This is a genomic window from Paenibacillus artemisiicola (assembly GCF_017652985.1).
In the GTDB taxonomy this organism is placed as follows: domain Bacteria; phylum Bacillota; class Bacilli; order Paenibacillales; family Paenibacillaceae; genus Paenibacillus_Z; species Paenibacillus_Z artemisiicola.
Genome location: NZ_JAGGDJ010000007.1, coordinates 89,450 through 114,020, shown reverse-complemented (window position 1 = coordinate 114,020; position 24,571 = coordinate 89,450). Strand labels below are relative to the sequence as shown.

Annotated in this window: 24 protein-coding genes; 19 read left to right on the top strand and 5 right to left on the bottom strand. The window is 54.1% G+C overall.

The features are described from left to right. Window positions 1–203: 203 nt before the first annotated feature. The 13 genes from I8J29_RS12885 to I8J29_RS12825 all read left to right on the top strand — a co-directional run bounded on the left by I8J29_RS12885 (window position 204) and on the right by I8J29_RS12825 (window position 11,571). Window positions 204–1,250, top strand: coding sequence for a glycoside hydrolase family 19 protein (locus I8J29_RS12885; RefSeq protein WP_208848004.1), 1,047 nt, complete (start codon window positions 204–206; stop codon window positions 1,248–1,250). A 48-nt stretch (window positions 1,251–1,298) separates the two neighbouring features. Continuing rightward, complete coding sequence (locus I8J29_RS12880) at window positions 1,299–2,861, top strand: carbohydrate-binding protein (RefSeq protein ID WP_240546140.1); 1,563 nt, start codon at window positions 1,299–1,301, stop codon at window positions 2,859–2,861. Window positions 2,862–2,907: 46 nt separating this feature from the next. Further along, on the top strand, window positions 2,908–3,846 hold the full coding sequence (locus I8J29_RS12875; protein ID WP_208848002.1) for a GH25 family lysozyme: 939 nt from the start codon (window positions 2,908–2,910) through the stop codon (window positions 3,844–3,846). 51 nt (window positions 3,847–3,897) lie between these two features. Continuing rightward, window positions 3,898–4,113: a hypothetical protein gene (locus tag I8J29_RS12870; RefSeq protein ID WP_208848001.1), complete on the top strand. Its 216-nt coding sequence runs from the start codon at window positions 3,898–3,900 to the stop codon at window positions 4,111–4,113. A 283-nt stretch (window positions 4,114–4,396) separates the two neighbouring features. Next, on the top strand, window positions 4,397–5,251 hold the full coding sequence (locus I8J29_RS12865; RefSeq protein ID WP_240546139.1) for a DMT family transporter: 855 nt from the start codon (window positions 4,397–4,399) through the stop codon (window positions 5,249–5,251). Window positions 5,252–5,497: 246 nt separating this feature from the next. Continuing rightward, the gene (locus tag I8J29_RS12860; RefSeq protein ID WP_208847999.1) at window positions 5,498–5,833 is read left to right on the top strand and encodes a DUF1801 domain-containing protein; all 336 of its coding nucleotides are present in this window, start codon (window positions 5,498–5,500) and stop codon (window positions 5,831–5,833) included. 22 nt (window positions 5,834–5,855) lie between these two features. Further along, complete coding sequence (locus I8J29_RS12855) at window positions 5,856–6,170, top strand: ArsR/SmtB family transcription factor (protein WP_208847998.1); 315 nt, start codon at window positions 5,856–5,858, stop codon at window positions 6,168–6,170. Window positions 6,171–6,200: 30 nt separating this feature from the next. Continuing rightward, window positions 6,201–6,701 carry an SRPBCC family protein gene (locus I8J29_RS12850; protein ID WP_208847997.1) on the top strand — a complete coding sequence of 167 codons (501 nt, stop codon included), beginning with the start codon at window positions 6,201–6,203 and terminating at the stop codon, window positions 6,699–6,701. 153 nt (window positions 6,702–6,854) lie between these two features. Continuing rightward, window positions 6,855–7,397 (top strand): RNA polymerase sigma factor, encoded by a 543-nt coding sequence (locus I8J29_RS12845; RefSeq protein ID WP_208847996.1) that lies wholly within the window; start codon window positions 6,855–6,857, stop codon window positions 7,395–7,397. Continuing rightward, window positions 7,369–8,301 carry a hypothetical protein gene (locus tag I8J29_RS12840; RefSeq protein ID WP_208847995.1) on the top strand — a complete coding sequence of 311 codons (933 nt, stop codon included), beginning with the start codon at window positions 7,369–7,371 and terminating at the stop codon, window positions 8,299–8,301. Before I8J29_RS12845 ends, I8J29_RS12840 begins: the two co-directional genes overlap by 29 nt. Before the next feature lie 410 nt (window positions 8,302–8,711). Further along, window positions 8,712–9,881, top strand: coding sequence for an acyltransferase family protein (locus I8J29_RS12835; RefSeq protein ID WP_276316280.1), 1,170 nt, complete (start codon window positions 8,712–8,714; stop codon window positions 9,879–9,881). 109 nt (window positions 9,882–9,990) lie between these two features. Further along, window positions 9,991–10,269 carry a hypothetical protein gene (locus I8J29_RS12830; RefSeq protein WP_208847993.1) on the top strand — a complete coding sequence of 93 codons (279 nt, stop codon included), beginning with the start codon at window positions 9,991–9,993 and terminating at the stop codon, window positions 10,267–10,269. A gap of 102 nt (window positions 10,270–10,371) precedes the next feature. Further along, window positions 10,372–11,571 (top strand): copper amine oxidase N-terminal domain-containing protein, encoded by a 1,200-nt coding sequence (locus I8J29_RS12825; protein ID WP_208847992.1) that lies wholly within the window; start codon window positions 10,372–10,374, stop codon window positions 11,569–11,571. A gap of 243 nt (window positions 11,572–11,814) precedes the next feature. Here the strand turns inward: I8J29_RS12825 and I8J29_RS12820 are convergent, their stop codons facing one another. Next, window positions 11,815–13,749, bottom strand: a complete 1,935-nt coding sequence (locus I8J29_RS12820) for a glutaminase domain-containing protein (RefSeq protein ID WP_208847991.1) — start codon at window positions 13,747–13,749, stop codon at window positions 11,815–11,817. 102 nt (window positions 13,750–13,851) lie between these two features. On the opposite strand from I8J29_RS12820, the gene I8J29_RS12815 reads away from it, so the two are divergent. The 3 genes from I8J29_RS12815 to I8J29_RS12805 all read left to right on the top strand — a co-directional run bounded on the left by I8J29_RS12815 (window position 13,852) and on the right by I8J29_RS12805 (window position 16,123). Further along, window positions 13,852–14,670: an AraC family transcriptional regulator gene (locus I8J29_RS12815; RefSeq protein ID WP_208847990.1), complete on the top strand. Its 819-nt coding sequence runs from the start codon at window positions 13,852–13,854 to the stop codon at window positions 14,668–14,670. 267 nt (window positions 14,671–14,937) lie between these two features. Then, window positions 14,938–15,384 carry a VOC family protein gene (locus I8J29_RS12810; RefSeq protein WP_208847989.1) on the top strand — a complete coding sequence of 149 codons (447 nt, stop codon included), beginning with the start codon at window positions 14,938–14,940 and terminating at the stop codon, window positions 15,382–15,384. Continuing rightward, window positions 15,368–16,123, top strand: coding sequence for an alpha/beta fold hydrolase (locus I8J29_RS12805; RefSeq protein WP_208847988.1), 756 nt, complete (start codon window positions 15,368–15,370; stop codon window positions 16,121–16,123). Before I8J29_RS12810 ends, I8J29_RS12805 begins: the two co-directional genes overlap by 17 nt. Window positions 16,124–16,261: 138 nt before the next feature. On the opposite strand, the gene I8J29_RS12800 is transcribed toward I8J29_RS12805, so the two are convergent. From I8J29_RS12800 to I8J29_RS12785, 4 genes are all read right to left on the bottom strand, one after another. Further along, window positions 16,262–16,666 carry a VOC family protein gene (locus I8J29_RS12800; RefSeq protein ID WP_208847987.1) on the bottom strand — a complete coding sequence of 135 codons (405 nt, stop codon included), beginning with the start codon at window positions 16,664–16,666 and terminating at the stop codon, window positions 16,262–16,264. A 191-nt stretch (window positions 16,667–16,857) separates the two neighbouring features. After that, entirely contained in the window at window positions 16,858–18,291 is a 1,434-nt protein-coding gene (locus tag I8J29_RS12795; RefSeq protein WP_208847986.1) for a sensor histidine kinase, read from the bottom strand. 271 nt (window positions 18,292–18,562) lie between these two features. Continuing rightward, the gene (locus tag I8J29_RS12790) at window positions 18,563–19,801 is read right to left on the bottom strand and encodes a carboxylate--amine ligase (RefSeq protein WP_208847985.1); all 1,239 of its coding nucleotides are present in this window, start codon (window positions 19,799–19,801) and stop codon (window positions 18,563–18,565) included. Between the two features lie 48 nt (window positions 19,802–19,849). Then, a complete protein-coding gene (locus I8J29_RS12785) occupies window positions 19,850–20,293 on the bottom strand; it encodes a MarR family winged helix-turn-helix transcriptional regulator (protein ID WP_208847984.1) in 444 nt (147 codons plus the stop codon). Between the two features lie 103 nt (window positions 20,294–20,396). Here I8J29_RS12785 and I8J29_RS12780 point away from each other — a divergent pair, with 103 nt between their 5' ends. The 3 genes from I8J29_RS12780 to I8J29_RS12770 all read left to right on the top strand — a co-directional run bounded on the left by I8J29_RS12780 (window position 20,397) and on the right by I8J29_RS12770 (window position 23,877). Next, window positions 20,397–21,368: an aldo/keto reductase gene (locus I8J29_RS12780; RefSeq protein ID WP_208848050.1), complete on the top strand. Its 972-nt coding sequence runs from the start codon at window positions 20,397–20,399 to the stop codon at window positions 21,366–21,368. Between the two features lie 379 nt (window positions 21,369–21,747). Next, a complete protein-coding gene (locus I8J29_RS12775; protein WP_208847983.1) occupies window positions 21,748–22,467 on the top strand; it encodes an SDR family oxidoreductase in 720 nt (239 codons plus the stop codon). 375 nt (window positions 22,468–22,842) lie between these two features. Then, complete coding sequence (locus I8J29_RS12770) at window positions 22,843–23,877, top strand: LysM peptidoglycan-binding domain-containing protein (protein ID WP_208847982.1); 1,035 nt, start codon at window positions 22,843–22,845, stop codon at window positions 23,875–23,877. Window positions 23,878–24,571 lie beyond the last annotated feature (694 nt).

Below are 24,571 nucleotides of genomic sequence, written 5' to 3'. Positions count from 1 at the left end.
GTTATCATAGTAAGCGATTGCATCGCGGATGAATGAGAACGAGTTTGCATGAAGTTATTCAAAATTAACAAATAAAAAAATAAATATAGTTAAATTATGTAATGCAATATCGGGATAATCGGCGCATTGTAAAAAAGTAGAATTATTATCATAGTTAATATTAGTTACTTTAAAAAATTAATTAAACAATCGGAGGAATTATCATGGCAGCTACGATTAAATCATCCGCGAATAATACGTTTGTATCGGCGGAAAACCAAGGCGCAAGCCCGCTCGTCGCCAACCGGCAAGCCGCGCAAGCATGGGAAACGTTCAATGTGGTCAATAACGCCGACGGAACGGTATCGTTCCTCTCGATCGCCAATAACAAATACGTGACGGCGGATCTCAATCAAGAGACGAAGCTGATCGCGCGCGCGTCGGTCATCCAAGACTGGGAGAAGTTCAGGAAGATCGACCGGGGCAACGGCAAGATCGCGCTGCAAGCCGTGGCCAATCAGCTGTACGTATCCGCGGATTTGAACAAGGGCGGCGTGCTGTACGCGAACCGGACGGCCGCGGCCGGGTGGGAGGAATTCACGATCGCGCAGGCGGGCACGGAGGCATCCCAGCCCTCGCACCCGAGCGGCGGCGGGTTCATCGTGTCGGAGCAGCAGTTCAACCAGATCTACCCGTCCCGTCAATCGTTCTACACGTATGCCGGATTTACCGCGGCGCTCGGCGCCTATCCCGGCTTCGCGAACACGGGCGACGACGCGATGCGCAAGCAGGAAGCGGCGGCGTTCCTGGCCAACGTCTATCACGAGACGGGCGGCTTATACTATATTAACGAGGCGAATACCGCGAATTACCCGCATTATTCGGACTACGGCAACACCCGTTATCCCGTCGAGCCGGGCAAGCAATACTACGGCCGGGGACCGCTGCAAATCAGCTGGAACTACAACTACGGCGCGGCGGGCGAGGCGCTGGGGCTGCCGCTTCTGAAGAATCCGGACCTGGTCGCCCAGGATTCCTCGGTCGCCTGGAAGACGGCGCTCTGGTTCTGGAACACGCAGACCGGCGCGGGATCGATGACCTGCCACGACGCCATGACGAAGTCGCGGGGATTCGGCGAGACGATCCGCACGATCAACGGCGCGCTCGAATGCAACCGCGGAGGCGGGGGGCCGGTTCAAAGCCGGGTCGATCAGTATAAGCGCATCTGTTCGATTCTGGGCGTCGCGCCGGGCAATAATCTGTCCTGCTAATCGACCCGATCTAAGACGGCATACCCACGGAGAAGAGGAGAGATGACGATGAGCACGGGCAATTGGCGCCTCGTATGGAGCGACGAATTCGAAGGCGCGAGCGGTACCGCCCCGGATCCCGCCAAATGGGGCTACGACATCGGCGGCAGCGGATGGGGGAACAACGAGAAGCAGTATTACACGGACAGCACGAAAAACGCGTATGTGGACGGCGCGGGTCACTTGGTGATCAAAGCGATCCAAGAAAACACGAACGGCATGCCTTATTCCTCGGCCCGGCTGGTTTCCAATAAGAAGGGCGACTGGACGTACGGCAGATTCGAGGCCCGCGCCAAGCTTCCCGCCGGGAAAGGCCTGTGGCCCGCCATTTGGATGCTGCCGACCGATTGGGAATACGGCGCTTGGCCGGTCAGCGGCGAGATCGACATCATGGAACAGCGCGGCTCGGATCCGCTTAAGGTGCACGGCACGATCCACTTCGGCAATCCGTGGAAATATATCGGCTCGAGCTACGCGCTGCCGGACGCGGGCTACCACGTGTACGCCGTGGAGTGGGAGCCGAATGAAATCCGGTGGTACGTGGACGGGAGCCTGTACCAGACGCGCAAGTCTTCGGAATGGTACAGCTCGGGCGGCGGCAGCCCGGCGCCGTTCAACAAGCGGTTCCATTTCCTGCTGAACGTGGCCGTCGGCGGCAATTTCGACGGCGATCCGGATAACGCGACCGTCTTCCCGCAGACGATGCTCGTCGATTACGTCCGCGCGTACGAACGCGACGCGAATGCGGCGCCGGCGCCCGTGACGATTCCCGCCCGAATCGAAGCCGAGACCTTCAGCGCGATGAACGGCGTGCAGCTGGAAGGCACGACCGATGCCGGCGGCGGCCAGAACGTCGGGTATATCGATGCCGGCGATTGGATGGAGTACAAGCTTAACGTTCCCGCTGCCGGCCGCTATACGGTGCAGTACCGGGTAGCGAGCCCGGCGGCGACCGGCCGGATTCAGTTGAAAGCGGGCGAGACGGTGCTCGCGACGACGGCGGTTCCGAATACGGGCGGCTGGCAGAATTGGCAGACGGTCCCGGCGGAAGCGACGCTCGGTGCCGGCCCGATTACCTTGCGCGTCTACGCGAGCGGAGCGGGCTTTAACCTCAATTGGATCGGCTTCGCGACAGCCGAGAGCCCGAATCTGCTGAAGAACGCGGGCTTCGATACGGGCGATTTGACGGGCTGGTTCGAGTGGCATAACCGCGAGCTTGCCCATAAGGTCGATCGGGATCAGCCGGATCAGGGCAGCTTCAAGCTGACGCATTGGGCGGCGGGCGATTATCAGCAGATTACGGCGCAGACGGTCAACGTGCCGAACGGGCTGTACAAGGCGAGCGTACGGGTACGCTCCGGCGGCGGCCAGCGCGCGCTGAAGCTGTATGTCAAGAATTACGGCGGCGCCGAGCGGGGAGCGGACATCGGGACAAGCCCGGTGACGGCTTACACGACGTTCACGATCGACGACATTCCGGTCACGAACGGACAAATCGAGGTCGGCGTCTTCAGCGACGCCAAAGGCGGCAGCTGGGCCGCTTTCGACAGCTTCGAGCTCGTGAGCAAATAAACGCATACTCGCGCAAGACGAGACGCAAAGGACGTGCTGGTACACGATGCAATCAAAATCGGCAAGCAATGTGAAGGTCATCGACGTGTCGCATCATCAGAGCGACCGCGGCGCGATCGATTGGGCCGCCGTCAAGGAGGACGGCGTCGCGGGGGCGTTCGTCAAGGCGTCGGAGGGCGGTTCGGGCAGAGACAAGGGGTTCGCGGCCAACGCTTCGGGCGCGGCCGCGGCCGGCCTCAAGGTCGGCTTCTACCACTATGCCCATCCCGAGCTGAACGCTCCCAAGGAGGAAGCGGCCAACTTCGCGAGCGCGGTCGAAGGCAGGAAGGCGGACTTCCCGCATGTGCTCGACGTGGAAGGCGAGGCAAGGAAGATCGGGGCGGAGAAGCTGACCGCCTGGTGCGCCGACTGGCTGCAAGAGGTCGAACGGCTCGCCGGGCATCCGGTCATGGTCTATACCGGCGCCAGCTTCGCGCGCTCGAATCTGGGCCAAGCGCTCGGCAAGTGGCCCTTGTGGGTCGCCCATTACGACGCGGTTACCCCGATGGCGAACCCGACCTGGGCGCAGTGGGCCGTCTTTCAATATACGAGCGAGGGCTCCGTGAACGGAATTCAAGGGAATGTCGACGTCAATGCGATGGAGCAGTCCTTCTTCGACGCCTATGGCGGCTCGCCGGGCGCCCGGCCCGCCGATGCCGATGCCGATGCCGATGCGATCAAAATCGTGGTTAACGACAAGCTCGCGGGCTACGGCCGTATCCTCGACGGGCATGCGTACGCGCCGCTTCAGCACCTCGGCGAAGCGCTCGGCCTGCAGGTGGCTTGGAACGAGAAGGAATCGGTCCCGTACGTCGGCGGCCGCGCGATCCGCGCGTTCAAGCTGATCGGCGGCAAGGCCTATATCGGCGTCCGTTCGGCCGCGGAGCTGCTGGGCGGACGGGTGTCCTACGACGAAGCGACGAAGAAGGTCCATTATTACGGCTAAACTCGACTATCGAGCGCGGCTTCGAAAGTTTACCATGCGGAGGGGAAGAACGTGAATACGAACGTAAAGTGGCTGACGCTGATTCCGGCCGTGCTCGGCGCGCTGAAGCTGATCGCCCAGCCTTACGGGATTTCGATCCCCGACAAGGATATCAACGATCTGGTCAACGGCATCGCCGCGGTCGTCAGCATCGTCGGCATTATTATGAACCACAAGGCGCCGAAGCAGCCCCAGGCCCTGCCGAATCAGGCGGAACCGGCCAAGTAGGCGGTCTTCCGTCGTCCGATGCCGGATAACCCGAATTGCACCTTTTTGAGCCGCGTTCATCGCGGCTTTTTTTTGAGTTTGGAATCTTGCAGCGGTTCATTTGGAAGGGTAAGCGCCCGGCGACTCGGAAGCCGCCGACAATACCTGTAGTCTGAACCCCCGCCTATACGGTAAACTAAACATAAGTTAGCGCGAGGGAGTCGGATCGATCACCATGGACAGGCAGGGCAAGCAATTGGAAGCATCGCGGAACCCCTTTGTTTTGATGCCGGCGTTACTCTTGATGTGGGGCTCGTTGGCGGCCGTCAGCAAGCTGCTCTTGCATCGTTTGGACAGCTATCAGGTCATGTTTTATATGTACGGATTGGGAGCCCTGGCCTTCTTGGCGATCTTGTCGTTCAAAGGGCGGTTGCGCGCGATGGCTTCATGGACGCGGTCCGAGTTCGTCCTGCTGCTCTCGTGCGGGGCGTTGTCCTTTCTCTATGACTTCTTTTATCTGAAGTCCCTGGAGCTCGTCCCGGCGGTCGAAGCGTCGATGCTGAATTATTTATTTCCGATCTTTATCGTGCTCTTCGCGATTCCCATCCATCGGGAGAAGATGAATCGGTACAAGCTGCTTGCCGTCGCCATGGGGTTTGCCGGCACGATGCTCCTGATCACCAAGGGCAATCCGGCCAATCTGCATTTTACGAACGTCAAAGGGGATCTCTTCGCGGTTTTGGCGGCCGTAAGCTGGGGGCTGTTTACGAACCTCATTAAGAAGAATCGGAAGGATATGCTGGTCAGCACGTTCACGATCACCCTGGTCGCGCTCGTCATGTCGATTGGGGCAACGTTCGCCTCCTCTCGCTTCATCCTTCCGCGCCCGGCAGACTTTTATGGCGTGCTGTGGTTGAGCATGAGCAATATCGTACTAGGTTTCTTCTTGTATTTTCGCGCTTTGAAATATTCCCCGGCTTCGTTGGTCGCAAGCTTCACCTTCTTTACGCCGTTCGTCACGCTCGTGTTTATCGTGGTATTCGTGGGCGAGAAGCTGACGGTCACCGACTGTCTTGCGGCAGTCCTCATCCTATTCAGCGTGCCGATTCAGAAGGCGGGTCAGTTGTTCAAGAACAAAGAGAAGCGGTTGTTCGACTGACATAGAGGAGCGAATGCATGAAAGCCATCGTATGCGAGCAAATCGAACAGTTGACGTTGACGGCTCTATTTCGCATCGCGCGCCGTTCCTGTACGGCCTCTATAAGTTCGCGGAGAAGCCGGCTTCCTATGGAGGCCGGCTTTCGTTTTGCTGTCTTTTTGTTCATTTCAGAATATTCCTTGACGGGAATATTCCCATAACGGTATACTCGAATAGAAAATACGAGTCCATGGAGGGATTTGAAGGATGAATCAAGCGGTTGCGGATTACCTGCTCAATCTGCCCAAATGGCAGGCGGAGTTGGGCGAGGTCCTGCGGAACATGGTTCATGAGACGATTCCGGAAGCCGAGGAGCGCATCCAGTACAAGAAGCCCCATTTTTTGAAGAACGGCCATTATGCGGCCGTCATTTCGCCTTCGAAGGACGCAGTGGCCTTTATGATCATGAATGCGGCCGGCATCGACTTTCCGAAGGGATTCGAGGGACCGGCCGAGCGCAAATGGATCAAGCTGAAGGAAGGCAGCACGCCGGATCTCGCCGCGCTGTCCGAGCTGCTGAGGCAAGCCTCCGGCTCGCTGTAAGGGCACTCGTCGGGTGGGAACGATGAATACGGCAACGCTGAAGGCGCTGGCGGATCCCAGCCGATTGAAGATGGTCGAGCTGCTGCGCGAGGAATCGCTGACGGTCGGAGAAATCGCGGACCGGCTTCAGCTTCGTCAGCCTCAGGCGTCCAAACATTTGCGCATCCTGCGCGAGGCGGGGCTTGTCGAGGTCGTCCCGGAGGCAAACCGGCATCGCTTCCGGGTGCGTCCGGAGCCGCTGATGGAAATGAACGCGTGGCTGGAGTCGTTTCGCGGCATGTGGGAAGGCCGATTCGAGCATCTATCCGACTATTTACGACGTATGGACCGAACGTGACATTTCTTTTCATTCGAAGGAGGAATATCGATGAGTACTCAGCAAGGACTGCTCTTGCAGCGTGAATTCCAGGCCCCGCGCGAGCTCGTATACCGCGTCTGGACCGAGCCCAAGCATTTCGCCAACTGGTGGGGGCCGAAGGGCGCTTCGCTGGAAGTCGCCCGGATGGACGTGCGTCCCGGCGGCATCTTCCTCGGCTTGCAGAAGTCCGCGGACGGGCAGTTTGCCATGTGGGGCAAATTCGTGTACCAAGACGTGCAAGCGCCGGAGAAACTGGTCTGGGTCCAGTCGTTCTCCGATGAGGCGGGGAACACCGTCCGCGCGCCGTTCAATCCGAACTGGCCGCTCGAGATTCTGAATATCCTGACGCTCGAAGAGCGCAACGGCACGACGCTGCTGACGCTTCAAGGCGGCCCGCTGAATGCGACCGCCGAAGAACAAGCCGCCTTCGAGGCCATGGCGAACATGGTTGCGCAAGGCTTCGAGGGAACCTTCGAGCAGCTCGGAAATTACCTCGCGAGCCAGCAATAGCGGGAATCGGGAACGTATCGAAAACACGCGGGCAGTCGATCGGCAACGATCGGCTGCCTCTGTTTTAACGGGCAGGATAGTCGGAAAAAGATCGGTCACATTCATAGAGCCTTGATTGTCTTTACTAGTATCAAGCTTGAAAGAAGTGAGGAAATGGAAGTCAACGCCGGGAACGAATGGATAGAGAGCCTTATCGATCGGTATTATGATTCGGTCTATAGGTACTGTTACCACATGCTTCGGCAACGTCAGGATGCCGAGGATGCGTCGCAGGAGATTTTCGTGAAAACGCTCAAAAGCCGGAACGTTCAGCATCAGATCCAATCCGAAGCGGCCTGGATCTACCGAGTCGCGCATAACCATTGCTTGAATATCCTCAAGAAACGAAAATTGCTTCAATTATTGCCTTTCGTGCCGGGACGCAGCGGCGATTCCTTTCAGGACGCGGCCTTGGCTCATGTGGAATCGTCTCTCGATATTGATCGCCTGTTGTCCCGGTTGTCCTCCGAGGAGCGTTCCATTATGGTGCTGCGGGTTATCGAAGATCGAGCATTTGAGGAAATAGGAGCAATCATTCATCATTCGGCCGCAACCGCCAGGAAGAAATTCGAGCGAGCCAAACGAAAGCTTCAAAAGTCGCTTCAATCCGGGAATGGAGGACAAGAACATGAACAAGCGACCGTTTCATACATATGAGCAGTTCGAAGAAGCATGGAAGAACGAGCCCGTTCCCAGGCCCCGATTAATAAAAGCGGACATATGGCATAAGAATTCCGATTATCCTATAACGCCGCGAAGGCTTAAGCCTCTTATGGTTGCGGCCGTTTTACTTTGCATCGCCGCAATTGTTGCCTCCGGGCCTCGCGCTTATGCGGTATTCTCCAGGTTCATTCTTCATGACTCCAACAACAACGCCATTTTTGAGTATAAGCAGTCCTCAAGCGATCGAGTAACAACCGATCGTAAGATTGAGGGTATCCTCTCCCGGTACACAAGCAAAATAGCAGAGGCGGAACGGTCGTTGAAATCCGGAGAGGCTGCGGTGTTTTTCATTGCGGAGGCCTATCGAATCGATGGACATTACTTCCCGTTGCAGCAAGATGCGTCATTCACGGACATAAAGCAAATGAGGAGCCGGATTCCGGCAACATTCATGGCTCCGAGCGAAATAATCCCATCCTACGGGCTTTCCGAAGGAACAATCCGCTATAAGACTGCCCCTGTCGAGCATACGGCGCTGGAGCAATGGGACGCGGAAGCGCAGGCCTCGGATCGTCCTTATCTCATCAAGCCGCTGAAGCTTACCGACCAAGTCGAGCGGGTCCATTTCAGCTATGTCGATAAGAGCCGTTCCAATTTGCCGATCATAAGCGTAAATGTGACCGAATCCACAGGTTTTACAAGTACAAGCAATCTTGACGACCAGGCTGAGATCATCGATAGTAACGGTACGGAAGCGATTTACGAGCCCGGGCAGCGCACGCTTACTTTCGCGCTTCAACGGGACGAAACCATGCTGCAATACACCGTTCTAGGCAATGGCTTTATGACTAAAAAGGATTTTATTCTCGCGGCTGAAAGGTTAATCGATCTGCGGTAAGCAGGAACTAGCGCTCATGCCCGACAGCCGTTAGCCATATGGTTCGTCGTCATCGGCACCGCCGGCTCGCAGGGCGGACCGGTGCTTCTTATGCGCCTCGATGCCGCGCCTATCGGCCCTGACGAGTGATTAAGGCCTGCCAGTCTCCATCGAACGGGAACGGCAGGTCAATCGAACGCCAAGCCAGCCGGACTTCAACGACCGGCTGGCTTTTATTTCATTGCCGGGAGACCGTTCTTAGAGGAACTGGCGTGCCTGCATCGAATGTTAAGCGTAGCGTTCATGATCCTCTTCATCGGTGGATGAACCTGCAAGAAGCGTACGGGATTCTCATCATCGACCTGCCAGGCTCTATTGGTTTGGAATGAAGGTTAGCGTACTTCCTAAACGTAACGAGGGGGAAACATCGGATGGCTGAACAGGGGCGTCTAGGCGAATTAGACTCTCTTCGTGGAATCGTTTCCATGACTGTGGTGCTTTATCATTCCGCTTCGCTTCTGGGTATCATGGCTGCTTTGCCATGGCTGTATCATACGCCGCTTCAGCTCTTGCTGGCCGGCCATCAGGCCGTGATTTTCTTCTTTCTCCTCAGCGGATTCGTGTTGTCTTTGCCGTTCGCCGAGGGGAAATCGCGCGGTTACGGCAACTTCATGCTTCGGCGACTGAGCCGGCTGTACGTGCCTTATATCGTCTCGCTGGCATTGGGGCTCGCGCTGCGCCTGCTCTGCTATCGGGTTCCCATTAACGATCTTTGGTCCAGGCCGATCGGCTGGATTCCGATCGTACAGCACGTCGTCATGATCGATCAATTCCATCAGCAGTATTTCAATCCCGTCGTCTGGTCGCTGGTCATGGAGATGCGCATCGCGCTTCTATTTCCGTTCATCGTCTGGCTCGTCATGAGGGCGAACTGGGCGTGGAGCTTCTTGATCGGCTTCGTGCTGTCGATCGGCGGGATTCTCTTGCATGTGCGCTATCAAGACAGCATTGACTTCTTCACGAACTATTACGATACAGCGCATTACGTCTTCATGTTCGTCACGGGCGCCATTATGGCGAAGCACCGCCATCGCCTGGCGGAGGCGTTCAACCGCCTTCGGATCGTCACCCGGCTAGTGCTCGGTATGCTTGCCTTCCTCGTCTATACCTGGGGAAACAATCTGGGTTGGGATCACGGGGGACTGCTCGGGAACCTCGTGTCGGACTGGTTTACCATGCTCGCCTCGGGCTTCTGCATCATCGCGGCATTAGCGTCGATCCGGTTTAAGACCGTCCTGACTTGGCGGCCGATCGCGTTTGTCGGGCGTGTCTCGTACAGCTTATATCTCGTACACCTAGTCGTATTGCTCGCGTTGATGAACTTGTTCACCAATCCGTCCTCCCTCCTCTATCCGGACGATTATGAGCACTACTATATCTCGCCGTATTGGTTGCTGCTGGGCACCGTCGGTCTCAGCCTGGCGCTCGCCGCGCTGTCTTACCGGTACGTCGAGCTGCCGTCCATACGTCTTGGGCGTTACCTTGCGGGCGGCAGAACGATCCGTCCGAACTACCCGGGCGAGCTGACGGCAAAAAGGTGATCTTTTGCATCCGAGTATTACGGGCAGATAGCTTTCGATCCTAGCAAGGCAGCCGGCTAGCAGCGCTCGGTTGCCTTGTTTCGTTTCTTAGCCTTCGAAGGGGGGATTCGTGATCAAGAAGAAACGATACGCGATTTGGGCCGTGCTTTTTTTAGGCGTTGCCATGGCTTTAACGAAGCCGTCGGATGAAGACTATCATGCCTACTTATATCGCTTTCACGGAGTTTGCGCTAACTTTCATGACCCCTGCGTGCATTCGATTTCAGAGCATGTTCGCACGCTGCCGTTTTATATGACTGCCGAGACCAATATCTCGGATGATAAGGAAATCCGTGTCTTCGGTATGTTTCATCACTTCTTTATAAGAAAGAACACGCTCGGTTCGTAAGCGGGATGGGTCCAGCGGAGAATTGTAATAACTATCCGAATCCTTCCAACCGATACACAAGTTGCGAGTTCAAAATCATTCCCTATGAATAGGATGTGTCACATGGGTAGAAAGCTTGTCGGTTTGTTGCTTCTTTTTTGCGTTGTCGCAACGATCCCGCTAGTAGCGAAAGCTGCTTCTGTTCGTAAGCCAATTCAACTGTTAGTGAATCATAAACAGCTTGCCGGAGTCAATCCGATCGTAAAATCGGGCGTTATGTACGTTCCCTATCGTAAATTTTTTGAAGCTATGGGCTATAAGGCGGCTTATGATCCTGATACCCGGCAAATCTCAGGGTTCATTAACGGTGCTGACATCAAGTTCTGGGTTGGTGAGGATGTGATTGAGTGTAACGGTGTTAGTTACGGTTTAGACGAAGTCATCCCTGTCTTTAATGGACAAGTTTATATCCCTCTTCGCCAATTTGGATACTTCGTGAAATATTCGGTTTATTTTGATCAACCAAAGCTCACCGTAAGTTTAAAGCCATACGGTGACGGCCAGGAGGCCGCCGTAAAAGAGCTCGTTACGAAGTATTATGAAACTTTCAGTCCCCAATTACTGACATCTGACAATCTAACATTGGGATATATGAATTTAGAATACGATTACGAAGCGAATGAAGCAGTTAGCGAAATCCCGGTCCGGGACTTTAAGGTGACCATTGATCGAATTGAATATACGTCCGAGAGTGAAGCAAAGCTTCAAGTAACTTATATCAAGCATACGGAAGAATTGAATCGAGAAGACGTGTATGCCTTCAAGATTCGCTATGAACAAGGTCAATGGAGGATCGCGGACGAGGTCTGGATCTACAATAAGATGGAACTTCCAGAGGACATCGACCAAAAAGCCGCAGCCATCATGGAGAACCATTTTAGCGAGGAGAATGCCGTATTATCTGATTTAAGAACCTACTATACAGCCTACAACGGAGAAGACTTCGCCCGAACGCTTCAATACACAGCCCCCTCCGTAATAAAACATTGGGATGATTATGTTTGGGGTCCAGAAACATGGGAAGACAATTTAAGGGCAATATTTTCCTATCGCGATGAGAGATATAAGTTAACTGATGAACGTGTCGTCTTCCTTGGAGAAAAGGAGGCTGTCGTCCAAGGGATGCTTAGTTGGAGCGATGCGACAGAAGAGGTTGCAGAAGGCGATTATGTATACGAAGCCCTTATTTATATGGAATATGCCAATGGCCGCTGGACGTATAATAGCGATATTAGTCTCGATCAGGACTTCGATCGTCGCTAAGAGATCGTGGTGGCAAGCGAGTCCTTACTAGTTGATATTCCTTCTAACCAGAAGCCGGGATCGACTTATCAAGCTAATAGATACGATAGCTCAATCATGACACGACGGCAGCCGGCCCCACAACGATCGGCTGCCGTCGTTGCGCTAACAGGCTAATCACAAAATAGTTTCGAGTATGTAATCCTAGAATCCATTAAAAAAGCAGCCTCGCAGGCTGCTTTATCCTAATAATTCGAAACGCACTCACGTGTTCGCCGATCGATTTTGAAGGCCATTGTCGATGAGCAGCTTCATGAATAATCCGCCTTGTACGGATCTGTTCCGGAAGCCTTCCATTTTCGCGTTAATCGTTGAATACAAATCCGCCATCGGAACACGGTCTTCCGACTCATGATACGCAAGCCACAGACGGTCCACGAGGGTGGTGAAGTCTTCCTTGTTCTCGCAGAGCGCGGCACTCCACACCAACCAATCCGATTTGGTATAGGTGTTGCGGTTATCCAGCATGAGGCCGTAAGGGCCGGAATGTTTCTCGATATAAGCTCTCGTCTCTGACTTAAAGGTATCGTCAGGGAATAAATGCAGACCGAAAATGCGATCCCACACCGCATTGTACTTCATACTGAAGGAGTCGGGACGGTCAAATGCCAGACGGAACGTCCCGTCTTCATTCGAGGCCATAGCCAGCCATTTCTCGACCATCGAGCCGGCGATCTTCATCAGTTCCGCCGCCCGTTCCTCATGTCCGGCTAAGCGGTTCAACATGGAGAAACTGGCGATCCCCATGATGGCTTTAATCGACAAATTACAGTTATGAGCCAGATGCCCCGCGAAATCGTCCGTACACAACTGGTTATCCGGATCTACCCCGTGCTCGATGAGGTAATTGCACCATTTCTCAAGGTGGCTCCAATTCTGCCGCGCAAACGAAACGTCATTTTCGGCTAGCGCGACGGCCGCGCTGCAAATCAACATATTGCCGCATTCTTCCACGGGCATCTGCCAGGTAGGACATGTCCCATGGCTGTATACCTGCCCGTTAAGAAGAGGGTAGGTCCCCACATCGTGGGGAGCAAAGTCGTAATACCAAACGTCCATGGAGGCAAATTTGAAAATCGGTCGCAGCATGCCTTTCACAAGCTCAGGATTATAGATCAAAAATTGGGGGATCGAAGGATAGGTCACATCGACGGTGGCCGCGCAGCCGTTACTGAAATTCTCCTTGGAAATGAACAACGCGTCTCCGTTCGGGTCCACGCAAACTTTATGCGCCGCAACGGCCTGCCGGTAGGCAAGGGCTAGCAGTTCCGCGTATTTTTCATTGCCGGATTCCGTGGCATCCCGATGCAGCTTCGAAGAAAACCGTTCGCATTTCTCGAAAAGCGCATCATATTCGCTCAGCGCTTGCTTAATGGCTTCCTCGATGGTTTGGCCGTCCTTTTTCCAGTACGCATCCAACGGCTCATGGAAATATTCAATCGCCTTGATATCATCATAAGCGACGGCGAAGAGTCCTTCGCGATTTTGTTCCGTATCCAGCGGGATCGACAAGGCCAGGATATGGTTTAAAGTCCCGTATTCATTGGTGCTGGATGGAGCCGTTATCGAGGCCCGATCATGATTCGACGCCAGATAGACATAGCCCCAGTTAATTCTACGGTCATCTCCGGCTGCGTTCAAGATTCGCTGGATCTTGCTGCCGACCCTGCCGCAGGCAAAGCCCGGCTGGCTAAGGTCGGCGTATTCGGTCGGAAATTCGTATTTGAAATTTTGGCAGAACTCGTCATCGACCGAGATGGTAATCGTCACCTGATGATGGTGTCCGTCGTTGGTCGAAGCTTTCGCGTGTATATAAGATACGGGTCTGGACAACAACTTCAAATCATCCATCAGAAGCGGCGTCGTAAATGTAATGTCTAATTGAATCTCTTCGCATGCAAAGCGGTAGCCGGTTGAAAGCGCGGTAATGTCAAGACTCGTTTGTTCCATTTTCAAGCTGTTTGGCGTATTGCCCATGAATGAATACGTTTTGCCGTCAATCAAAGCGGTGCCGGTCATTCGGTGAGGTTTACCCGTCCAATGCATGGTGTCCGATTCATTCAAGCGGTCTGCCATCGACCAAACCGAAAAATAAGGATCCACGGTAATGAGCGGAACGGCTGGAGCACGCAAATTCATTCTAATCCCTCCACATCAAGGTTGTACGGCCTAGGTTTAATTTATCATGCCAACATCGTTATAATAATAGAAAAAATCAATTCATTTGTGAGGATTATCATCATGCGCGAAGAAATTTATAATTTTTGGCATAGGAGTGATTCCAAGCTACCGCTGAACGTCGTCATGTCGGGAATCTCGTATTGCGATAAAAATTACCGGATCGAACGGCATGGAGAGGACATGTATTCGTTCGAATACATTATCGAGGGCAGCGGTGTTTTGGAGATTAACTCCCAAACGTTGTACCCTCAAAAAAATGACGTCTATCTTTTGACTGCCAACAGCGATCACCTGTATTATTCCAGCGAAGATCATCCATGGGTTAAAATTTGGGTGGTTTTTTACGGGGACTTTGCGGCGTATTTGTTTAAGCGGTATTTGCCGGCAGACACCTATCTCATCAAGGACTGCAACATTCTTTCCTATATGAACGAAATCATCCATATCTCATCCGCCGGCAACAAGAGTTATGCCGAGCTGATCGATGAGTGCTCGGTCATGTTATTGAAGATCGTGTTGCGTTTGAAAAACCATTTGGAACATAAAATGCTCTCTGCCGCGGAGCAGATCAAACTATGCCTGGATGTCAACATTGAAAACAAGCTGGATATGAACGATGTGTGTGCGCAGTTCGGCTATTCAAAAAATTATCTCATCAAGCTGTTTCGGGAGACGTACGGGATTACTCCTTATGCGTATTTCCGCAAACACAAAATCGAGCTTGCGAAGCATTATTTACTGCATACGTACCTCAATATCAATGAAATCTCCGTCAAATTGAACTTCGCGGACCAGCATTACTTCTCTTCGTCTTTTCGAGCCATTGTCGGCATTTCCCCGTCCGAATATCGGAAAAGCCATTATAGAACGATAAAATAACCTCCTGACACATGGCCGCCTCTCATCTATCCCGAAGGCGTGTAGTCGTTCAAAATGCGGATCCTATTGATTCCTTATTATGGTAATATAACGTTGCGATGATAAACATCTTCAGGTTCGCCTTGTCTCTGATCCGAAATCGTCGCTAGCTTATGATCGGGAGGCCCTTGGCTGCATCATGGTTAAGCGGAATCCGCATTATTCGATACAGTTACAACGGACGAGGAGAAATAATCAGAGAGCCGGTAACTAGAAGGAGTCGTTGAGATGATGGAACGCCCTGTAATCAGTCATGTCCAGGTGCCGGTAACGGATTTGAACCGGGCCGTCGCATGGTACACCGACGTGTTTGGCTGGGAATTGGAAGGAAATTTCGGAGATTTCGCGTCCGTCAGGCTTGGGAATCGTGTCAACTTGTTTCTATGGAAGACGGAGGACGAAACGACCGCAAACTTTACCGTGGGCGGCGTGGCGTATCCTGTTTTAGGCGTAGAGGTGAGCGATATCGAAGGACTAGCCGGAAAAGTCGAAGGATCCGGCGCGAAAATCCTAGGCGGGATTGTAACGGACGAGGACGGACGACGGTTTCTGAAATTCCGGGACCCATTCGGGAACCTCATCGTGACTCACGAGGAACCGAATCCATCAACGGGCCAATCTACAATACCGATACCGCGCGACAGAAAGGACGATTCCGATGACGGCAGAAGGTAGCACTTCCGAATGGGAGGGCTTGACCCGGCTGGACTTCACGTTCAAGGGCCGCGAGTGCATTCTGATACAGCCCGCAACGCGTTCGGTCAAGTCCGACGGCGGCAAAATGGTCATGTACATGGAGTATTTCGGCGCCTTCCCCAACACCGCGATCTCACTCGTCGAGCATGGGTACCACCTCTCCTACATCAAGAACGGCAACCGGTGGGGGACAGACGATGACCAGCATCTGCGCCGGGAGTTTGTGGATTTCCTGGCCGAGGCATACGGCCTGTCCCGCCGGTTCGTGACCATCGGGATGAGCGCCGGCGGCGTGACCTCGGTCAATTTCGCCCACCTGTACCCTGACTATGTGTCGGTGCTTTACCTGGACGCGCCGGCCATGAATCTGCTGAGCGCCCCGCTCGGCTACAACAAGCCCGCCAGGAACGAAGAGACGGTCAAGGAAGTGCTGGACGCGCTCGGCCTGACCGCGTCGGAGATGCTGAGCTTCCGCGGCCATCCCATGGACAAGATGGGCACGCTTGCCGAGCACGACATTCCGGTGGTGCTGGTCTACGGCGACAGCGATACCAGCGTGCCCTATGAGGAAAACGGCAAGCTCCTGGCCGACTTCTACGAACAACACGGCAAGCAGGACATTATCGCCGTGTTCGGCAAGGAAGGGGGCGGGCACCACCCGCACGGACTGTCGGATCCCAAGCCGATCGTGGATTTTATCTTGAACCATGACAGGTAACCCGGCTAATACCGATCTCGTATAACGACACCAGGCTGCCGGCAAGATCGGCAGCCTGGTGTCATGTTCTCTGGTTCCGTTTATGAAGAGTCTCGGCAAAATGAACGAAATTTCGCCCTCGCTCACTTCAATTGTCCGTCAACGCCTGCCGCCGAACCGTTGAATCGCTTCCTCGGTCACCGGCGCGAAGAGGTTCACGAGGTTGCCCTCGGGATCGCGAAACAGTATGGCGCGGTTCCCCCACGGCATCGTGGCGGGTTCCTTTACCCACTCGCCGACCAGCGGCTTCAAGCGCTCGTATTCGGCATCGACATCGTGGACGCGGAACTCGAGGATGACCGTGCGATTGTTGGCCGCCTCCGCGGAACCGGCGCCGAACAGCTGCACCGTCTGGGAGTGGCCGATGGCCAGGGTGCACGAGGGCAAGACGAGCTCGGCGAAGACGGGGGCGGGGCGTTCCGCCGAAACCTCCAAGACTTTCTCATAGAATGAGACGAGACGATCGACGTCGTCGGTAATGATGCGTACAGAAGCGAATTTCACGAGCTACCATCCTTCCAATCGTACAGGATACAAGACCGTTTCCTATTCGGTTGAGCCCAATCCATCGCCTGGATCTCCTGCTCCCGCAGGAAACGTACTCCTATTATAATAAAAGCGACTGACAACAGTATGTCAGTCGTGTTTGAATTCTTATGGCTTTCCGGCAGATTGGCTCTCAATAGATAAAGCCTTCAATCAGTAATCGTAGGGAGCCAAACGACGAAGGTTGTTCCTTCGTTCTCCTTGGACGACACTTCGATCGAACCGGAATGTTCATTGATAATCCATTGTGCAATGGACAGGCCAAGTCCGTAACCGGACGTCTTTCCCCGGGAAACATCCGCTCTGTAAAACCGTTCAAAAATAAGGGTGAGCTCATTGGAATGCATCCCGATTCCCGTATCGGACACCTGAATTCCCGCATAGCCTTCCTTCTGCAGACCGCTTAGTTCCACGTACCCGAATGACGTGTATTTGAAGGCATTCTCGATCAGAATGAGCAGAAGCTGCTGTAAGTAATCTGAGTCGCCTTGTATATGAACCGGTAAGAGGTCATCGATGTGCTCCACTCGCCATTCAACCGTACGAGGAAGCAGATTTGCTTTCCGGGCCGCTTCAAGGATAAGCGGATGGATAGCTAAGTTCGTTTTCTCCATCATGATTCCGGCATCGCCTCTAGCCAACGTCAGAAGATCCGCGACAAGACGCGTCATCCGTTCGGCTTCATCGGAGATATCCGTAATGGCCTCCAAGGATAAGTCTATATGATGCTGTTCCAAAGGCCGCTGCGCTTCTCTAGTGATCGTACTCCACAGCTTTTTTAATAAGTCGCCATTTCCACGGATTGTCGTCAGAGGCGTTCGAAGTTCATGGGACGCGTCGCCAACGAACCGACGTTGTGCATCGTAAGCTTCATTTAAACGTTGATAGGCCTCTTGCAGACGGACGAGCATGTTATTGAGGGTGTCCGTTAGAAGTCCGATTTCGTCGTTAGGTTGCCCTCTTGGAATCCGCTTGATCAGATCGTCTCCGCTTTCAATTCGATTGGAGGCCATGATGACCTTGTGCAAAGGCTTCAGTGCTCGTTTGGATACGAATAATCCCAATAGAAAGGCGAGGGCGAGCACGCCAATCGATGATAATGCTAGAATCCATAGAAGATTATGCAGAATGTTGACTTCCTTGCCCGTGTAGATGCCCACCTGCAGGAGTCCGATTATACTGCGATCTGGAAGCACGATCGGAATGTCGAGAATGGTGAACGGGTCGCCATTAACGCTGATCTTGTTGTAGTTGAGTTTGAGTTCCGGGCTCGGATCGGGGTAATGTAGGGTGATGCCGGCTTCGACGAGGTTTCTGGAGTAACGAACCTTCTGATGAATATAGTCCACAACTTGGATGATGACTTGATTATTGGCAATGTTAGGCGAAACATCGATTTGCAGGCTGTTCCAGAAATCGACGGATTGCGAAATTTTAATACCCTTGACGGTGTTTTGAATGGTGGCCTTTATGTCTTGATTCGTTTTATAAAAGATGTAGCCGTAAAGAGCGCTGCTAAGAATAGCTAAAACCAATGTGATCAGACACATATACCAAAGCGTGATTCGTATCCGGATCGTCAAAGGATCTCCTCCTGGTTATGAAGCGGTTGATTATCCTGATTTTGGAATATAATCCTTAAATCAAGATTAAATGGAACCAAGGGGGAGTTAAAATTTGAGTTATCCGGTCGTATACGTTCGGTATACTGGAGCAAATCATCTTCGTTTGCTTCGATGATGAAAGTTACGGTATTATCGAAATCTATTAGATGCCTAACACACCTTTGACCTAACAAGAAGGCAGCCGGTCGAATCGACCGGCTGCCTTTATTTCGGCATGCGCGCCGCGGCATTAAGCTTGTCCCTTATCGAAGTAATAACGCTGATAATTGCGGACGTGACCGTAGAAGTAACGCGAAACGCTGAGAATCCGCTTGGCGTTCAGATCCTTGCTGTACCAGAGCGACCGGATCACTTTTTTCTCCCGGTAAAGCCCATTAATCTCCGAGGACAGCGCGGGATCGGTGACATAGCGGTTCAAGACCTTCTTCGGCACGTTCGTCCACATCGCGGTGGCTCGCCCGTACACGCAGTCGGACTCTTTGCCGTAGACGACTTGATCGATCAGCGCCTGGAGCATATTCAACCCCGCGGCCCGGACGAACAAGCTGCTTCGGCCGAGGCGAGGATTGATTTCGAACATCATGTACTTGCCCGTGCGGCTGTCGAACTTCATGTCGATGTTGGAAAAGCCGACATAGCCGATGTTCTCCAGGAAGGTCTTGATCTTCTCGTAGATGGCCATATCCGAACGGCTAATGATCGCGGCATAGTTGCCGAGCGTCTTCGGCGCATACTCTTCGAGCACGGGCTGGCCGAGGCACATCATTTTCACGCGGCCGTTGTCGTCCGAGTAGCTGTTGATCACGCGCATGGCGCTGTCGCCGCCGGGAATAAATTCCTGGATGATCAGCTTCCCTTTGTAATCGGAGGTGTTCATATTGCGGACCATCGTTAAGTATTCCTCGCGGTTGTTGAAGAAGAACACTTTCTTTTTGCCTTCGAAGTGGCAGTACAAGTACTCGTACGCGTTGCTGTTCTCCGGTTTGACGACGATCGGAAATTGAAAATCCATGCGGTTCAGCGCATCTTCCCGCTCGTTCGGTTCGCACACGACCGTTTTCGGATAGTCCAGCCCGAATTTCTCGCACAGCTCGTAGAACTTGTCCTTCGTATCCAGCGTTTGGAGCAGCGTGTCCGAGATGAAGCGGTTGGCGATCAAGCCGTCGAACGCGTCATAGTGGCGGGACAGCATCCCCGCATAATAATCCGAACACGGAATGACGACCAGCTTCCGATTCGGGGCGGCGTGCTTCCGCAAGATGGCCGACAACGCGCCGGGGAAGACGTCTTCCTGGTCGAAACGATCGATCTGGACGAGATCGAACAAGCTGCTGTGCATGGTCGGAATCAACAGCCGCGTGCAGAGCAGGAGCGGTTTGATCCCGTACGTTTCATGGATCAGCCTGACGTTGCCGTAGGCGTTCTCGTCGCTGCCAAGGATAATCGGTAAAAAGTCGGTAGGCTTCATAAATTCTCCTCGTTCGCTCCCCGCAGGGGGAAGCGACGTTTACGTTTGTTAGGGTTGCTCTTTTGAGCGTTCCGCCATCTTCGTGATCGATTCAATGTCTTGCTGGGTTAACGGACCGAGAAAATGCTTGCGTATCGCCATTGAAACGATGGGAAGGGCCTCATGTAAGGCTGCTTGTCCGGCGGCGGTAATGACGACCTGAACGCCGCGGTCAAGGTCCATCGGCTTTCTCTCGACAAGCCCCCGTTTTTCCATTCTCGTCAAATGGTGAGATAATCGGCTTTTATCCCAGTCCATCGAATGCGCCAGCTCCTGTTGACGAAGCTGACCGTCGCCAAATTGAACTAGCCGGTCTAGGACTCCGAAGTCGCCTTCGGATAATCCGGTGTGTTCGGACATCTCTTTGACGACGCGGCCGAAGATGCGTTTATAGGAGCCCTTCCACATATTCCATAATCGTAATTCATCTTCGCGGAGTTCGTTAGTATTCATGCCTGTATGATATCACTGTTGACATGTCAACCACAAGGTGTTAAAGTTGCATTCATGGTTGATGCGTCAACCTACAATCGCATCGAAGAGGAGCGGGTTTGCAATGGAATATACCAAACTTGGACGCAGCGGATTAGAGGTGTCCAGATTAAGCCTGGGAACCATGAGCTTCGGGGTGCCGGAACGCGGCAATACGCCATGGTCGCTGAATGAGGAGCAAAGCAGGCCGATCATCAAGAAAGCCGTCGAATCGGGCATCAATTTTTTCAGCAGCGCCAATATGTACTCCGACGGGACGAGCGAAGAAATTCTCGGCAGAGCATTGAAGGACTTTGGCCGCCGCGACGAATTCGTCATCAGTACGAAGGTATTCGTTCCCATGCGAAAAGGACCGAATGCCGCGGGGCTTTCCCGCAAAGCGATCATGACCGAGATCGATAACAGCCTCAGACGGCTCGGGACGGACTACGTCGATGTCTACCAGATCCATCGTTGGGATCCGCATACGCCCATCGAAGAGACAATGGAAGCTCTTCATGATTTAGTCAAGACGGGCAAAGTCAGATACATCGGGGCCTCCTCCATGCTGGCATGGCAGTTTGCCAAAGCGCAGCATGCCGCGGAGCGCAAGGGTTGGACGCGATTGGTGTCGATGGAGAACCGGCTGAACTTGCTCTATCGGGAAGAAGAAAGAGAAATGCTTCCGCTTTGCAAAGACGAAGGCGTCGGGGTCACGCCATACCTGCCTTTGGCCGCAGGCCGGTTAACCCGCGATTGGAACGAGCAGACCTCGCGATCCGAGAAGGATCAAATCGCGAAGGGACTGTTCGTCAAATCGGAGGAAGCGGATCGCAAAGTCGTGGAACGCGTGTCGGAAATCGCGGCTAACCGAGGTCTTCCTCGCGCGCAGATCGCGCTTGCGTGGCTGCTGCAGAAAGACGGGGTCACGGCGCCGATTATCGGGGCGACCAAGCTCGGGCATATCGAAGATGCGGTCGCGGCATTGTCGGTTCGATTGACGCCGGAAGAAGTCATGCGTCTAGAGGAACTTTATATCCCTCATGCATGGGTGTAAGCAACACGCGTAAATCCGTCGCCCGCTTACGCAGGATCGGAAATGATCTCGAGCGATCGTGGGGCAAGGATGAAAAGCTTTACGTTCGCTCATAATAATCGGGGAGCGAATGCTAAAATTAATAGTTGACTGTTCATTCTTAAATAAGGTATGATGCATGTGTGAAAGGGAATCGGCATTTATCATTTTGGGAATGATTGTTCTCGTAAAAGTCGCAGGTTTGGCAGCTATAGACACCAACTTCAGGCCAATGTGCTTGGATATGTTCATCTCAGATGAACATCTTTTTTTCAGAATAAAAGAATGATTATTCCCAAATGACTAATCCGATCGCCAACAAGCCATGACTAACCCATAACGCTAAGAGGAGAGATCATCCATGAACATCGCGAACCAAATCGCGCTCGTTACCGGAGCGAACCGAGGCTTGGGCCAGCAGCTCGCACGCGAACTCGTCGCCCGCGGGGCAAAAGTATACGCGGGCGCAAGAAACCCGCAAGCCGTCGATATTCCGGGGGTTATTCCGCTGCAGCTCGATATCACGGATCCGAAGTCGGTCGCCGCGGCGGCGGAAACCGCGAAGGACGTGACGCTGCTCATCAATAACGCAGGCACCTCGACCGGCGGTTCCCTGCTGGAAGACGACCTGTCCAAGATGCACCTTGAATTCGATACGCACGTGTTCGGCACGCTTGCGATGGTCCGCTCGTTTGCGCCGGTCATCGAACGCAACGGCGGCGGGGCGATTCTTAATATTCTGTCCGTTTTGTCCTGGTTTACCACAGGGGGCGCCGGAGCATATACGGCAGCCAAAACGGCGGAGTGGGGCATGACGAACGTGCTGCGGCTTAATTTGGCACCGCGGAATGTTCGCGTCGCCGGTCTCCATGTCGGCTTCATGGACACCGATATGACCGCCGATATCCAAGCGCCCAAATCGAGTCCCGCCGACATCGCCAAAATCGCCGTGGACGGTCTGGAAGCGGACAGCTACGAAATCGTGGCCGACGAGGTCAGCCGCAGCGTGCTGAAGAACCTTTCCGGCGGCGTTGCGACCATATATCCGCACTTGTTCGAGACCGCCTCGGCCGTGAACTAACCGGCTCCGGTCGCGCGGATGGACGAAGGCGGGGACGCATGTTAGGCCGGCTTTCGATAGGAAGCGCGCGATCAAAAGAACTCCCGCCCAGCGGGAGTTCTTTTGATTGGATCCTTAGCTAGAAGGCGAGGCGTTAGAATAACGCTTTGTAGTTCCATAATCACAATCGAATAAGGTGTCTATAGGAGTACGACTTCGTACTCCCGCGCTCATGCGTAACTTCCTCCTCAAGCACCTTCCCCATGCTCGCATGAGAACCGCGCTCCGCCGTTGGAATCATTTTCCTCGCTAAGCGAAGCGAATAAGCAGGAATCTTGCCGAACCGCGACGAATCCCCTGTGCCGCAATTTATTCCGGCAGAAGGCGTGATCATCGTTGAGCAGACAGACGAAGTGGTTCTTAAGTATGGTGATGGCGGTGGCGCTGCTTGCCGGCTATCATCCGGGGATGTCGAACGCGGGGGGCAGCGAGGAGAGCTTCATCAGCATTGCGTACGGCGTCAAGCCGGGAGACACCCTCTACGGCATCGCGAAGCGGTTTTATTTGACCGGCGACTACGTGCGGGTGGCGAAGCTGAACGGTCTCGACCCGAAGGCGGGCTTGAAGGCCGGAACGACGGTGCGGCTGAGGAATCCGCTCGTCCTGGCGCAGTATACGGTCCAGCCCGGCGATACGCTGTTCGCGATTACGAACAAGTATTATAACCGAAATCAATATCTGAACGCGCTCATGACGTACAACGGCATTACGGACCCGAACACGGGGCTGAAACTAGGCATGGCGCTGCGCGTTCCGCTGCCTTCGGGCGAGGGACGGCATAAAGTCGCGAGGGGCGACACGCTGTATAGTCTCGCTTCCCGCTACTTCAAGGCGTCGGATTACCGGCAGGCGATCGCCCAGGCCAACGGGCTGCCGGCCGACGGCGCGGTCAAGGCGGGTCAGGCGCTCCGCATTCCCAACCCGTACGATTACAAAGCCGCGGGCAGCCCGGCCGTCGCGGCGCCGGCGGCGGGAACGCCGTCCGCGAAGGTCTACGCGATCGAGATCGACGTGACGCGCAACAAGCTGTACGTGCTCGCCGGCGGCAAGGTCGAGCGAAGCTTCGCGATCGCGAGCGGACGCGACGGTCTGACGCCGATCGGCAGCTATGAGATCATTACGAAGATCAAGAACCCGTGGTACTCGGCCAAAGGCATCCCCGGCGGCGATCCGAAGAACCCGCTCGGCAGCCGCTGGCTTGGGCTCGACGTGCCGAATACGCAGGGCACGACGTACGGCATCCACGGCACGAACGCCCCGGCGTCGATCGGCACGAACGCCAGCGCCGGGTGCATCCGGATGCATAACGAAGACGTCGAATGGCTGTTCGACCGGATCCCGACGGGGACGAAGGTCAAGCTGCACGCGTGAAAGGATATTCGGAACGGCTTCGGCCTTCCTGACGAACGGAACCGCAGCGGCTTGCTGCGGTTTTTTTGATGCGTTTAGAGGCAGGGGGCTAGTATACGGGGACGTGCGGGGCGCGAGCGATCGCGTCCTTTTTGCGCGCGGAGATCATGGGGTCACGCATCGCGTCGCTCGCAGCATCGCTTATCGTGTCATTCATAGAGTCATTTATAGATTCATTCATAGAGCCGCCCATAGAGCCGCTCACAGGACAGGACCAAAAACAGGGCCGAAAACAGTCTTCGTTTATTCCAATATTGGATATTTGTCCCTGAGACTTTCGGCGCCGATTCGCATGGAGACGCGAGTCCGTGCCAGCCGGCAGCTTGCCGCTTCGTGACTTACCTTTGAGCGATTCCGCTCAATATTTACAATTCCTAAACACGACTAAACCGTAAAGTTTAGTCGAATTGCCTAGGACTATTTGCGGACCGCAGGGATCCGCCATCCCGTCGCGCTGAACCGTTTACATCCCTAGTCGGCGGAGGGTAGAGCGGTTTCAAGGGGGCGGCAGGGCAAAGAGGGACTTGAAACCCAAGCGTCCGCTTCGGCTTACAAATATAAGAAAATGCTTCCTATGGCCCGGATCGCACAAGAAAAAGTTATCAAATGCCTGCGGCAAAACCGAGCCTCGCCTTTACGAAGGATTTAACCGCCG

Excerpts from the sequence above, each read along its gene's own strand:
- I8J29_RS12780 (WP_208848050.1), top strand. The coding sequence starts at position 20,397 with ATGGAATATACCAAACTTGGACGCAGCGGATTAGAGGTGTCCAGATTA.
- I8J29_RS12835 (WP_276316280.1), top strand. The coding sequence starts at position 8,712 with ATGGCTGAACAGGGGCGTCTAGGCGAATTAGACTCTCTTCGTGGAATC.
- I8J29_RS12805 (WP_208847988.1), top strand. The coding sequence starts at position 15,368 with ATGACGGCAGAAGGTAGCACTTCCGAATGGGAGGGCTTGACCCGGCTG.
- I8J29_RS12840 (WP_208847995.1), top strand. The coding sequence starts at position 7,369 with ATGAACAAGCGACCGTTTCATACATATGAGCAGTTCGAAGAAGCATGG.
- I8J29_RS12775 (WP_208847983.1), top strand. The coding sequence starts at position 21,748 with ATGAACATCGCGAACCAAATCGCGCTCGTTACCGGAGCGAACCGAGGC.
- I8J29_RS12880 (WP_240546140.1), top strand. The coding sequence starts at position 1,299 with ATGAGCACGGGCAATTGGCGCCTCGTATGGAGCGACGAATTCGAAGGC.
- I8J29_RS12885 (WP_208848004.1), top strand. The coding sequence starts at position 204 with ATGGCAGCTACGATTAAATCATCCGCGAATAATACGTTTGTATCGGCG.
- I8J29_RS12865 (WP_240546139.1), top strand. The coding sequence starts at position 4,397 with ATGTGGGGCTCGTTGGCGGCCGTCAGCAAGCTGCTCTTGCATCGTTTG.
- I8J29_RS12785 (WP_208847984.1), bottom strand. The coding sequence starts at position 20,293 with ATGAATACTAACGAACTCCGCGAAGATGAATTACGATTATGGAATATG.
- I8J29_RS12855 (WP_208847998.1), top strand. The coding sequence starts at position 5,856 with ATGAATACGGCAACGCTGAAGGCGCTGGCGGATCCCAGCCGATTGAAG.
- I8J29_RS12825 (WP_208847992.1), top strand. The coding sequence starts at position 10,372 with ATGGGTAGAAAGCTTGTCGGTTTGTTGCTTCTTTTTTGCGTTGTCGCA.
- I8J29_RS12815 (WP_208847990.1), top strand. The coding sequence starts at position 13,852 with ATGCGCGAAGAAATTTATAATTTTTGGCATAGGAGTGATTCCAAGCTA.
- I8J29_RS12850 (WP_208847997.1), top strand. The coding sequence starts at position 6,201 with ATGAGTACTCAGCAAGGACTGCTCTTGCAGCGTGAATTCCAGGCCCCG.
- I8J29_RS12820 (WP_208847991.1), bottom strand. The coding sequence starts at position 13,749 with ATGAATTTGCGTGCTCCAGCCGTTCCGCTCATTACCGTGGATCCTTAT.
- I8J29_RS12790 (WP_208847985.1), bottom strand. The coding sequence starts at position 19,801 with ATGAAGCCTACCGACTTTTTACCGATTATCCTTGGCAGCGACGAGAAC.
- I8J29_RS12845 (WP_208847996.1), top strand. The coding sequence starts at position 6,855 with ATGGAAGTCAACGCCGGGAACGAATGGATAGAGAGCCTTATCGATCGG.
- I8J29_RS12875 (WP_208848002.1), top strand. The coding sequence starts at position 2,908 with ATGCAATCAAAATCGGCAAGCAATGTGAAGGTCATCGACGTGTCGCAT.
- I8J29_RS12860 (WP_208847999.1), top strand. The coding sequence starts at position 5,498 with ATGAATCAAGCGGTTGCGGATTACCTGCTCAATCTGCCCAAATGGCAG.
- I8J29_RS12810 (WP_208847989.1), top strand. The coding sequence starts at position 14,938 with ATGATGGAACGCCCTGTAATCAGTCATGTCCAGGTGCCGGTAACGGAT.